The 12,923-nt window shown below is 33.8% G+C and carries 11 protein-coding genes; 1 reads left to right on the forward strand and 10 read right to left on the reverse strand.

Going from position 1 to position 12,923, the window contains the following annotated elements; translation table 11 throughout:
* Position 1: 1 nt before the first annotated feature.
* The 9 genes from P2086_RS13910 to P2086_RS13950 all read right to left on the reverse strand — a co-directional run bounded on the left by P2086_RS13910 (position 2) and on the right by P2086_RS13950 (position 10,812).
* Positions 2-520 carry a hypothetical protein gene (locus tag P2086_RS13910; RefSeq protein ID WP_317897351.1) on the reverse strand — a complete coding sequence of 173 codons (519 nt, stop codon included), beginning with the start codon at positions 518-520 and terminating at the stop codon, positions 2-4.
* Complete coding sequence (locus P2086_RS13915) at positions 517-1,479, reverse strand: AAA family ATPase (protein ID WP_317897352.1); 963 nt, start codon at positions 1,477-1,479, stop codon at positions 517-519. Before P2086_RS13915 ends, P2086_RS13910 begins: the two co-directional genes overlap by 4 nt.
* 40 nt (positions 1,480-1,519) lie before the next feature.
* Positions 1,520-5,257, reverse strand: a complete 3,738-nt coding sequence (locus P2086_RS13920; RefSeq protein WP_317897353.1) for a TraB/GumN family protein — start codon at positions 5,255-5,257, stop codon at positions 1,520-1,522.
* Positions 5,258-5,381: 124 nt separating this feature from the next.
* Positions 5,382-5,597 (reverse strand): hypothetical protein, encoded by a 216-nt coding sequence (locus P2086_RS13925; RefSeq protein WP_317897354.1) that lies wholly within the window; start codon positions 5,595-5,597, stop codon positions 5,382-5,384.
* A gap of 161 nt (positions 5,598-5,758) precedes the next feature.
* On the reverse strand, positions 5,759-6,715 hold the full coding sequence (gene trxB / locus P2086_RS13930) for a thioredoxin-disulfide reductase (RefSeq protein ID WP_317897355.1): 957 nt from the start codon (positions 6,713-6,715) through the stop codon (positions 5,759-5,761).
* A gap of 115 nt (positions 6,716-6,830) precedes the next feature.
* The gene (locus P2086_RS13935; RefSeq protein ID WP_317897356.1) at positions 6,831-7,226 is read right to left on the reverse strand and encodes an acyl-CoA thioesterase; all 396 of its coding nucleotides are present in this window, start codon (positions 7,224-7,226) and stop codon (positions 6,831-6,833) included.
* 137 nt (positions 7,227-7,363) lie between these two features.
* Positions 7,364-8,263 carry a universal stress protein gene (locus P2086_RS13940; protein ID WP_317897357.1) on the reverse strand — a complete coding sequence of 300 codons (900 nt, stop codon included), beginning with the start codon at positions 8,261-8,263 and terminating at the stop codon, positions 7,364-7,366.
* Between the two features lie 64 nt (positions 8,264-8,327).
* Positions 8,328-10,022: an energy-dependent translational throttle protein EttA gene (gene ettA / locus P2086_RS13945; protein WP_317897358.1), complete on the reverse strand. Its 1,695-nt coding sequence runs from the start codon at positions 10,020-10,022 to the stop codon at positions 8,328-8,330.
* Positions 10,023-10,167: 145 nt separating this feature from the next.
* Positions 10,168-10,812 (reverse strand): hypothetical protein, encoded by a 645-nt coding sequence (locus P2086_RS13950; protein ID WP_317897359.1) that lies wholly within the window; start codon positions 10,810-10,812, stop codon positions 10,168-10,170.
* Positions 10,813-11,020: 208 nt separating this feature from the next.
* Between P2086_RS13950 and P2086_RS13955 the strand changes: the two genes are divergently transcribed.
* The gene (locus P2086_RS13955; protein WP_317897360.1) at positions 11,021-12,484 is read left to right on the forward strand and encodes a DUF2779 domain-containing protein; all 1,464 of its coding nucleotides are present in this window, start codon (positions 11,021-11,023) and stop codon (positions 12,482-12,484) included.
* Between the two features lie 49 nt (positions 12,485-12,533).
* On the opposite strand, the gene P2086_RS13960 is transcribed toward P2086_RS13955, so the two are convergent.
* The gene (locus tag P2086_RS13960; protein ID WP_317897361.1) at positions 12,534-12,800 is read right to left on the reverse strand and encodes a hypothetical protein; all 267 of its coding nucleotides are present in this window, start codon (positions 12,798-12,800) and stop codon (positions 12,534-12,536) included.
* Positions 12,801-12,923: the final 123 nt, after the last annotated feature.

Here is a 12,923-nt window from a genome sequence, read left to right on the forward strand (position 1 = left end):
ATTAAGCTATTCTTGATTTAATGTTTTCAATTAAGTCTTGTGTAAGATTTTCATCCGACTTTTTGCCAGATTGGGCTATTTGCAATGCCTCCGTTAATGTTTTCTCATCGAAAACAGCTTCTATACTTTCAACAACAGATAAAGCCTCAAGTGCCAATTGAAAATCGTCGTGCGTTGCTAACTTTACAAAATCTAAAAAATAAGGAGAAAAATCAAGTCCGCATTCCCAACAGGCTGCCGCTATTATTGTTTTCTCACTCACCCTTTGTGCCTTTGAAAGGGCATCCATCATCATTTTTTGAGAATTGGTTTCCTTAAGTTTAGAAAAGATGATTTCACTTTCCTCTCTTGAAATATTCTTTTCAAGCAAGCCCTCGATAAGATCGGCGCTATTGTTTTCTTTTTTATTAAATCCTTCTCGTCCGATAATCAGTGTACTGTATTCTTCTTCATTGAATAACTTTTGAGGATCGAATGCGTCCTCATCCAATAATTCATCTACTCCCATTTTTTCTCTCACATTAATTGTTTAATAATTTCTTCAACCGACATTCCTTCTGCTTCTGCTTTATAATTTAAAACCACACGGTGGCGTAAAATTGGTAAAGCGATAGCCCTCACATCTTCAATATCAGGACTAAATTTCCCATTCATTGCAGCGTGACATTTTGCCCCAATAATTAAATATTGTGACGCTCTTGGTCCAGCACCCCACTGTAAATATTTTTTAGCTACATCCGTTGTGTGTTCTCCTGTTAAGCGTGTTTTATGAACGAGTTTCACAGCATACTCAACAACATTATCTGCTACTGGTATTTTACGAATCAAGTCCTGAAAATAAACTATTTCTTGTGCGTTTAAAATTTTATTCAACTGAGCTTTTGTGTTAGTAGTAGTTAATTTAACTACTTGTAATTCCTCTTCAAACTTTGGATAATCTAACCATACATTAAACATAAATCTGTCTAACTGAGCTTCTGGTAAAGGATAGGTTCCTTCTTGTTCAATTGGATTTTGTGTTGCAAGTACAAAAAACGGATTATCTAAAATATACTTTTTTCCAGCCGCCGTTATCTGTCTTTCCTGCATGGCTTCTAACAAAGCTGCTTGTGTTTTAGGGGGGGTACGATTTATCTCATCGGCTAAAATAATATTAGAAAACAAGGGGCCTTTAATAAATTGAAAGTGTCTGTTTTCATCCAATATTTCGCTACCAATGATATCACTTGGCATTAAATCGGGAGTAAACTGAATACGGTTAAAACTCAAGCCTAAAGCATCGGCAATGGTATTAACCAACAATGTTTTTGCAAGACCAGGAACACCAACTAACAAACAATGCCCTCTACTAAAAATGGAGATTAACACGTTTTTAACTGTATCTTCCTGTCCAACTATTACTTTAGCAATCTCGGCTGTAAGTTCTTTGTGCTTGGATACAAAGCCTTCAACGGCTTCAGTGTCACTCTTAAAATTCATAGACATAGGCTATAAAGATATATAAAATTAAATTTAAAATTTACTGATAAGAACTTGACTTTTCTTGAGCTCTTTTTCTGTAAGAAAGAGCAAAGTACTCTAATAGTTCATTCATGTTTTCATTCTCAGTTTTAGTTTTATCAATAAAATAATTTGGGTGTACCATTTCTATTTTAGATGTGATAGCTTCTTTTGAATTATTAATAAATACGGCTGTCCAATACTCCTCTTCGTTCTTATTGCCGCTTAATTTATAAATATACATTTTACCGTTCTCATATTTATTTTTCGCTGCAAGCTCTTTAATCAAAACAATGCTATCTGATTTAGTATTATTTTTTTGATCATTATAAAAGTTAGTTAATTTTTTTTGGCTCAGCACTAAAGACTGTATTAGGTTTTGTTGCGTTAAATATTTTTTATCAAATTTATCTGTAAGTTTTTCTTTTTCTAATTCGCTATAGAAAAATGTTGCAGTAAACTTGTTTTTGCTATAATATGTTATGATTGTATCGTTTAAGATGACTCCATGCTTTAAAAGATCTATGGTAACAGGCATGAGAATATCTTGCGTTTTTATTTTTACAATTTTCTCAAAGAATTGTTTTGCTTTTTCATCCGTTTTATAAAATGGCGAAAGCAACCAAGCGTAATTGACTAGTGGTGGGCGGTTATAGGAATCTAAATTTCTTAAATACCCTGAACCTTTGTAAAAGGTGTTATTTGCCAATCCATCGAGGCTTCCTTTGATACTTTGAGCAAGTTCTTTTGCCGATTTCTCTAGATAATCAAAATTTGCTTGATCATTAGAGGATGGTGCTTTTGTTGCTAAAGGGTTATAGCGTTTTAAGGTAAGATTCGCGTCGTTTAAAATTTGATCCTTTCGCACTAGATATAACGATTTGTCAATGATATTTTTATGAACCATTTCTGCCATTAATCCATATACCGCTTCTTTGTATTCCTCATACCTAGTTAGACTTAGCATTCCCGGAAAAAACTTTTTACATAATTCAAGTGAATCGTGAAGCACATAAAACACATCGCGCACTGTATTTCCTGCTCCAACCAGTGGGGTTTCAGCCATTATCAAATTATAAAACTCTGAATAAGAATTTTGCGTCTTTAAATAAGCGAGACCCTTTAAAAGGCAAAGCTGCAAATAAAAACTATCGGTATATTGTTTATAAAGGTCTTTATATGGTTTGATTATTTTCTCATTTTCAAACGTACCTCCATTTACAAATAACTGGGCACGACTATCCTCGCTAACTGAGTTAATTTTAGGAGTCGCAATAAATTTAATAAAATCACCTGCAAAATCCTTTTGAAAACCAATAACTTCGACAGAATGATTCGCCATTTGCTTTACAGCTGTGTCGCTACTGACCAGATCGTTTAATAAATCTGCAAAACCACTCACAAAAATATTTTTTCCTATGAGTGTATCAATTGGCCTAAATGATTCCATAAAATCCTTTGCCCATCCCTTTAACCCAATCGTTGTATCAAATGGTACTGACAGTTCGTGTAACAATCCATTTTTAATAAAAACTTTTACCATTATAGCACGAGAGGTTGCAGTGTCTTTTAAATTGCAGGTGTAGTTAAATAAACCATCTTTAAATTCAACTTTTTTATCACTTGCATACATGGTTGTAGAACTAGTATAGGTCTTCGTAATTTTATCTTCTATTTTATTCTCATTTCTATAATCATAATCGTTGTACTTTTCATAAGTGATGCTTACATATTCATTACTCGAAGGAGAATAATAATATTTACTTTCGGTTCTAAAATTATAGTCCTTGTTCTTTTTTTCTGGAAGTGTGTCTTTTTTTATTTTGCTTGCTTCATAAGCTTTCGCAAAAGCCTGATTGAAGCGACTTAGCGCATTATCGCTAACTTCATCTTTTGCTTTAAAATAAAAGCCTTTATCGGTAATTTCTGTTATCGGATTTATATAATTAAAGTCAAATAACTTAAAGCTGGTGAAGAAATTATCATTAAAAGAAACTTCATTTTCTGAAATGAGATAAATCAAATAGTAATGCACCCCCTTTATAAAAAGTTTTGCTTGAAAATTTAAAGCGGCATCGTTTTTACCTTTGAAGCGTATGCATGGAAACCCCTGTTCATTCTCGATCTTATAATCATTGCTATTTACAAATTTATAATTCAGCAAAATGTTCTTTGCAAATTGATTGAGTTCAAAAGTATCTTCTTCTAAATAATTAAAATCATTGTACACGGCTCGTTTCATACCGTAAAACTTTTTTAATGATTTGTTATAACTGCATAAATCTTCAACAGGCCCTAAGAGTGAGGAGCTGTTGAGTTTTGAATAATTGCAATTTGTAGGTATGCTAACACTAAATCCGCCTGTAATTGGCGTGAAATTAACCAGTCTGTCAGGTTTCGGATTAAATAGAATAGAACTAAAAAACTGTTTTGATTCTATATTACTGGCATAATTTAACTTACCACCCAACTTAAACATAATCATTTCTAAATCAGTAAAATAAATCTGATAATGTTGTTCGTCGCCACGGCGCGTTTTATTAATAATTTCAATTCCTTTAATACCATTATTACTTATAATTTCTTTTTTCAAAATTATTTTTCCAGGAATATTTTCAAATAAAAGGCTATCGACTTTTTGCATTAACATTTCGGGACTAACGCTAAATATTGGTCCAAGATGTTTGAGTCTTACTATAGTGTAAAAACTTCCGTTAACCATATCGGCATGGATGTAATATTTTAAATGGCCAAGATCAACAATAGGATATAGTTTTCCAGGTAAATTCATTGAGAAGAGGGAGTCACTAATCACTTGCTTTTGAAATACAACCGGTTTTACTTTTTGATCCAACTCATCGCGCAATGCATGACTCTTTTTGGAAATCTTCGGCATTATGGGCTCAAGTTTATACCCTTTTTTTCTTAATAGTTCAATAACACCATTTTCTCCTGGTAAATGAGCTGCTCCTACTCCACTAAAAATAATTTTTGTTTTTAAAACCGAATCTATGGTATTTACAAAAAAGATATTTCTGTCATCAATTAAGTACTTTTGAGTATTTTTAGAACTCACTAGTTTACTTAGGCTATCAAGCTTATCAAGATCTCCTTCTCTATAAGCGTCTTCAATATGTTGTGTTGCAGAAAAATAATTACGCGAAGAAGTAATATTCACTTCTTCATCTGGCATGGCCGCCAAACGTGCCTTTATTTGAGATTGAGTAAAATCTTCTAAACTTATAAGTTGCTTACCCAACTTAGATGCCGACTGGTAGATAAATAGATCGATATAAGTACTTTCTTCAAAATTCTCTTTTGCTTTATTTTGTCTATACAAAAGCCCATTAATTATATCTGGATCATAACTTAAAATCCCTTGTAACATTCGTTTTTCAGGAAACGATGCTGTGAATGCAGTTTTATAAAAATCTCCAGAATAATAGTTTGAACTTCTTAGTTGACTGAGTTCCTCCAGCTCACCAGTCTTTTCCATATTTTCGAGCCACTCACCCGGATTAGTTTCTAAGCCAACAACATCAACAGATTGCAACGCTTCAAAAAATTGCTCCGACAAATTGTAGGCAACCCTATTGCTCACATGCATAGTGCCATATAAGTAGGATGGTTTCTTAAGACCATTACCACTTATTTTCCATAACAATGCCGGATACTTTTTTTGAGATTGCGAAAAAATCAATAAAGGAAACAGACACAAGAAAACAATCAAACGCTTCATATCGAAATCAAAAATCACTACATAAACTTAGTAATTATATTTAGGTTGAAGAGAACCCAAAACAAATTTTAATTTTTTTTGGGTAAAACCAATCTGGTTGCTTAAGCGCTTTGAAAGGGTAGTACAGAGAAATAAAAGTTTATTATTTTGTATTGATAATATCATTAAACAAGCTGTTGATGGCATCAATAGCTTTTCCTTTGATTTCATTAATTTTTTCGAAATCACTGTTTTCAATATCAATTAATGTGCGCTTATAATTAAGTAAATCGGTTACAGTTTTCTTTGTAGCCTTAAGATCATTTAATTCTTCATGAGCTTCCGTAATAGTTACCTTCGCCTCTATAGATTGCTGCATTTGTAATTTATTAGATTTCCCACTCTTTACCATACCTAAAGATTAAAAAAAAGTAATGATAAGCAGGTAGATAGACTCTACAGGATATTAACAATTAGTTAACAGTCTGAGGCAAAAGAAAAGTCTTCTGCCTCAGACTGTTAAGCTTCCATAAAATTTAACTAGTGAACACCTGCAGAGGCAAGATACCTTTCTGCATCTAAAGCACCCATACATCCACTACCAGCGGCAGTTACAGCCTGACGGTATGTTTTATCAGCACAGTCACCAACCGCAAATACACCATCAATATTTGTTTTTGAGCTTCCCGGGACTACCTGTAAATAACCTAGATCATCCATGGTTAATTGACCTTTAAAAATATCAGTATTTGGTTTATGACCAATGGCAACAAAAAAACCTGTTACGTTTAGTGTTTTTGACTCACCTGTTTTACTATTTTTTACAATAACACCTTCAACAGTTTCTTTACCCAAAACGTCGCTCGTTTCAGAATCCCATAGAATTTCGATGTTCGGTGTATTCATTACACGATGTTGCATTGCCTTACTGGCACGCATTTCGCCTTCACCTCTACGAACAATCATGTATACTTTTTTACACAATTTGGAAAGATAAGTTGCTTCTTCAGCAGCTGTATCCCCTGCCCCAACTATAGCTACGTCTAGTCCTTTAAAAAAGAAACCATCGCACACCGCGCACGCACTAACACCTCCAGCATTCATTCTTAAACGTGTTTCGTTTTCTAAACCTAACCATTTTGCACTTGCTCCTGTAGAAATAACTACTGTATCCGCTGTAATCTCAGTTGTTTCATCTACCCAAATACGCTTTGGATTTGCATTCAAATCCGCTTCGGTAACCATTCCAAAACGAACTTGTGTACCGAATCTTTCTGCTTGTGCTTTGAGATCCTCCATTAAAATTGGCCCCGTAATTCCTTTTGGATATCCAGGAAAATTATCAACTTCTGTTGTTTCCGTAAGCTGTCCACCGGGTGTTAAACCAGTATAAAGAACAGGTTTAAGATCAGCACGCGCTGCATAAATTGCAGCAGTATATCCAGCAGGGCCAGATCCAATAATTAAGCAGGTAATATGTTCAGGTTGAGATTGCATAGTCATAATTTAAAATTCAGAGTGCAAATGTAGTGTAAGCAAGGAAATAATACTTTATAGAAATCGCGTTTTTTTAACAATTTGTGAATTGTTCGAGATGAGGGATGATTGAGAACTAAAATCCTCTTTTTTCAATTTTCATTATTTCACTCTTGAGTTGACTCGAAATAGAAACTTTTATTTTTTTGCTATGATCATATACAACAAGCACATCCATTGCTTTGGCAACTAATATATTTTCTGAGTTATAAAGCTCGTAAAGTAATTGCATACTCGTGTTTTTGATCCAATCTACTCTGCACAATACACTTACTTCACCTGGATAATGCATTGGACTTTTATATTCACATTGACTTGAAGCTACCATAAAACTATTTTTACTTAAATCGAACAAAGAAGTTAAGCCTATTAGTTCGCAATAGTTTACTCGAGCGGCTTGGATGTACTTGAAGAACGCAACATTATTAACGTGACCAAAAAGATCGAGATCAGCCCAATTGATTTTTAGCACGAGTTTAGTATTAAAGGAGTCGATCACAATTAAAAAAATAAATAATGAGCGCTTTTTTCAGTTTACAAATACAATTGGGTATGATAACCAAAGCCTTCATAAAACACATCATGAAGGCTTTATTAAAATTTTAAAAATTAAATTCCTCCTCTAATTGGGAAACTTAAATCATCTACAAATAAATTTTTAGGTTTAACTGCAATAACAGGAACCTTACTTAGATGAATAACTTGTTGAGAATAAGGTCCTAAAAAGAAACCGCTTAATTCTGCATCCTGATCAGTCATAATAACAGTAAGATCAGCATTTGTTTTATTTATATAGTCAACAGTGGCAGTAGCTCTGTTTTTTACATCTTTAAGAATTTCAGTGTGAGTTGTTACCCCTTTTTCTTCAGCTAATTTTTTCACTTGACTTAAAACAACTTCCATTCCTGCCAATTCGTTTTCTTCGTTGTTTCCTAAAAGACCAATTGCATGAACAGAAGCCTTGAACCTCTTAGCTAGTTCAAGTGTATAATTTACTTTTTGACGGGAATTTACAGTAGTATCAATTGGCATTACTATTTTGTTGTAACCAGAATGTTCAGCGGCAATACTCATAGCCATAGTAGGGCAGCTCGCCTTGGTAATTACTTTTAATGCATTACTACCAATAACCAGTTCCTCGATAGGAGAATATCCGTGTGTTCCCATTACAATTAAGGCCGCTCCAATTTCATTTGCTACATTGGTTATTTCATTACTCGGATTCCCAATTTTGATAATACTTTGTACATCTATACTGTATTCCTTCTTCACTTGCTTTGCCAAATCTGTCAATTTAGAAAGTGCAATTTTTTCAACACCTGAATTGTCTTCCAAATTTACAATTGGCAAAAACATGTTTTGCGACATAAATGGAGCATTTACAACGTGTAATAAAAAGAGCTCTGATTTTTCATGCTTTGCAATAGACGCGCCATGTTTAATAGCCAATAATGATGTTTCACTAAAATCGACAGGAATTAAAATTTTGGAAGAGTTAAAGTGGATCATAACAATAAGTTTTATTTGTTTAAATATATTAATTAATTATTTCTAATGAAACGTTTGTAAACGATTAAACCGCCAATTTTTTATAACGCGGTCTTTTTGGTTCAACGTTGCCCAGACGTTTTTTACGATTCTCCTCATATTCGCTATAACCACCTTCAAACCAATACACACTGCTATCACCTTCAAATGCCAGAATATGAGTACATACACGATCTAAAAACCATCTATCGTGACTAATAATAACAGCACAACCAGCAAAATTCTCTAAACCTTCTTCCAAGGCTCTTAAGGTATTTACATCTAAATCATTAGTAGGCTCATCGAGCAACAATACGTTTCCTTCTTCTTTCAAAGCCATTGCTAAGTGTAATCGATTTCTTTCTCCACCAGATAACACACTTACTTTTTTACCTTGATCACTGCCATTAAAGTTAAAACGTGAAATGTAAGCCCTTGAATTCATTGGCTTACCTCCTAAATTAATATTGTCAAGTCCACCGCTTATTACGTCGTACACCGTTTTATTGGCCTCAAGTTCTTTGTGATTCTGATCTACGTAACTTATCTTAACCGTAGGCCCCACTTTAAATTCTCCTGAGGATGGTTTTTCTTCGCCCATGATCATACGAAACAAAGTCGTTTTACCTGCGCCATTTGGCCCAATAATACCAACAATTCCAGCAGGTGGTAATTTAAAATTTAAACCTTCGTATAATAAACGGCTTCCAAATCCTTTCGAAACGTCCATTGAATCAATTACTTCGTTACCAAGCCTTGGTCCGTTTGGAATAAAAATCTCCAAGTTATCTTCTTTGCTCTTCACATCCTCACCCATCATTTTTTCATAGTTGTTCAAACGGGCCTTTTGTTTCACGCCGCGCCCCTTAACACCTTGACGAATCCAATCTAGTTCGCGTGCAAGCGTTTTCTGACGTTTACTTTCAGTCTTTTCTTCTTGTTTTAAGCGTGCACCTTTTTGTTCTAGCCAGCTACTATAATTCCCTTTCCAAGGAATACCTTCTCCTCTGTCTAACTCTAAAATCCAACCAGCAACATTGTCTAAGAAATATCTATCATGCGTTACTGCGATAATTGTTCCTTTATACAGTTTCAAATGCTGTTCTAACCAATCCACGCTTTCCGCATCCAAGTGATTGGTTGGCTCATCTAATAATAAAATATCCGGTTCTTGCAATAACAATCGGCACAAAGCCACACGGCGACGTTCACCTCCAGATAAAACTTTTACAGACGCATCCGACTCAGGACAACGCAAAGCATCCATTGATCTTTCAAGACGACTATCTAAATTCCATAAATCGTGTTGATCAATTAACTCTTGCAACTGCGCTTGGCGGTTAATGAGTTTATCCATTTTATCAGGATCGTTGAGAATTTCTTCATCACCAAACTTATTATTCACCTCTTCATATTCGGTTAGAATATCTACATATTTCTGAACACCCTCTCTCACAATCTCAATAACTGTTTTAGTCTCGTCTAACTGTGGCTCTTGCTCCAACATGCCTATTGAGTATCCAGGCGACTGATGAACTTCTCCAATATAATCCTTATCCATACCAGCAATTATACGGAGTAAAGAAGATTTCCCTGAACCGTTAAGACCTAAAACTCCTATTTTAGCTCCATAATAAAATGAAATATAAATATCTTTTAAAACCTGTTTTTGAGGTGGATGTATCTTTGACACATTCACCATGCTGAAAATGATCTGACGTCCTTCTGGTGTAGCTGACATAATTAAAATCTAAAATTAGACTTTAAAGTTAAGGATTGTTTGATAATTAAAAAATCGATTACGAAACTAAGCAGGATAACAGCCTAATTCTCTGAGGAAAAATGCTGAAACCTACTCTAAGATTGATAAAATGAATAAGAGGGTATTATTTATTTTTCGACTTCCAATACTTATAATTTACGTCATTAACCTGCTTAATAATACGCTTCATTGCACCCGCCCAAAAATTACGTAACCCAAAGCCTGCTGGCTTACCGTTCACTCTTTCTGTAATAAGCACGTTTTTTGTTTTGATGTCGAAAACTGTAACGTATACTGAGGCATCTTCTGTTATTTTATTGAAGCTTTCAACAATAAACACAATGCCTACTCCTTCTTTTTTTTCACCCCCATTTAGCTTAGAGACTATGTCCGAAACTGTTCTATCTGCATCAGAAAACGTAAATGAATTGAGCGTGATAAAACCATCTAAATTAATTTCATGGTTCATGATCTCGGTAGGTTTAAGATCGTAATAAACATCGTTTTTACGAAACGCCTCTTTAATTTTAAAGTTACTTGGTTCGTTTACCATCAAGCCATTCCAAGCAGGAATCCACTTATCCCTTAATTCGTATGCGCTTGACTGACCCGCTCCCATGGCTTGGTCAAAATTTCCAACCATTTTGGCTCCGGCAAAATTAAGTCCATACCAAACAATGTTATTTGTTTTAAATAAATCACTTGCAGTGTTTTGTGAAAATGCAGTAAAACTATAGGTAATCAAGATTATTACTAAGATCCGTTTCATAATTAAAAGTATTTAATGGTTTGCATTAACTGTATTTGGGGTAAAAATTAGAATAACAAACTTATTAATTTTTAAATATTATTTCTAAAAAATATATCATAAACACGTTAAAAAATTAAAAACGTTACCATCTTGTTTAATTCTAAAGATTACCGTTCTTTACATCACGATTGTTTGTTTAACTTATATCTTTAGTATTAATTCGTAAATGCACATTCCAGAATACTCCATCAGCAAAACATCCTTTCTTAAATTCGAGCAATGTAATAAAGCATTTTTTCTATATAAAAATCACCCTTATCTCAGGGATAAATTAAGTACCGATAAACAACTCACCTTTAAAAGAGGCCACGAGGTTGGCTTTTTTGCCCAACAATTATTTCCGGGAGGCCTTGATGTGTCAAAGGAAACGAAGGGTGCCGCAGCTGGATCGGAATTGACCAAAACGCTTATTCAAAACAAAACTAAAACTATTTACGAAGCTACTTTCATATACAATGGCGTATTAATTATGGTAGATATTCTTACGCTTGTTGATGGAAAATATACTGCGTACGAAGTAAAAAGTTCAATAAAAATCTCGGAAAACTATTTGAAGGATGCGTATTTACAATATTATGTTCTAAAATATTCTTTAGAAAGTTTTGACGATCTTTTTTTAGTGACTCTAAATCCAGAATATATCTGCGAAAAAGAAATAGATCCAAAAAAACTTTTCAGAAAACGTAGCGTGAAACAAAAGGCTGAAGACAATTTCACCTATTTTGAGCATCAGATAAAAGCTGCTCATTTGGTTCTCGAACAAAATCTTATTCCAAATATTGCTATTGGCAAACAGTGTTTTAGACCATATCAATGCGATTTTTTTGGAAATTGCTGGAAAGACAGCATTCAAGAAAACAGCATTTTTAATTTGCCTTATATGGATAAGGGTAAATTATTTGAATGGTATAATACTGGTATCAAAACGATAAATCAGATTCCTGATGATTTAATTGAAAAGCCAGCGGCACTTAAGATTAAAAAGGCTATTGAAAACAAAACAAGCATTATTGATAAAGAAAAAATAAAAGATTTTTTACTACACATAAAAGAACCAGTTGTGGCCATGGACATGGAAATGTGGAGTCCTGCAATACCTCAACTAGAGGGGACAAAACCCTTTGAACAGATTCCGTTTTTAGTTAGTTTTTACAACGGAAAAGAAACCACCTATTTTTTTGCTGAACATCGGGTTGACGACCGAGGACTTTTTGCGAAAAACTTAATCAAATTATCTAATACTTATTCGTCCATCATTGTTTACGATAAAACAATGGAAGTAAGCACAATTAATAATCTCATCCATAAATATCCAGAATTAGCCGAAGATTTGAACACTTTAAAAAGTAAATTGATTGATGTTTTTGATATTTTTTTAAATCTTCATTATTACGACCCAGCTTTTAAAAGTAATTTTTCATTAAAAGTGGTTAGTGCTGTTTTGCTAGAAGACATTAATTACACCAAAATAAGCTCAGGTTTAGAAGCCATGAATTATTTTGAGCAATTTCGCTTGGCGGAATTGGAATTGGATCGGGAAGTTTTAAAAAACGAATTGGTGACATACTGCAATACCGATACCGAAGCTACCCTAAAACTTATCTATTTCCTAAGAAATTTGAGCGCATAAAAAAAAACCCTTAACTTTTGGTTAAGGGTTCTTGAATCTTAGATTTTGATTAGTGTTTCTTACCTTTTTTTGAAGCCATAGCCATTGAATCAGCCATGTGAATTGAATCCTGCTTCATTTTTTCAGCAGCTTCTTGAGCCATTTTCTCTTGCTCAGCAATTGCTGCAGCCATAGAATCTTGCTTAGCTTTTTCAACAGCAGCGATTGAATCTTGTTTCATTTGTTCGCGTTTTTCCATTTCTTCTTTAGAAGGACCGCAAGCTACAAATGCAGTTGTCATAGCAGCAACAGCAATAATTGATAATACTTTTTTCATTTCGTTTGAATTTTATTTTTTTGTTTGTGGGAGCAAAAGTACATTTTTTTTAAATCAAAATATAAAAAAATATAAAAAGGGCTGCATATTTTTAAATAATTCAATTTTAACATTTAAAAAGTA

Source organism: Aurantibacillus circumpalustris (genome assembly GCF_029625215.1).
Taxonomy (GTDB): domain Bacteria; phylum Bacteroidota; class Bacteroidia; order B-17B0; family Aurantibacillaceae; genus Aurantibacillus; species Aurantibacillus circumpalustris.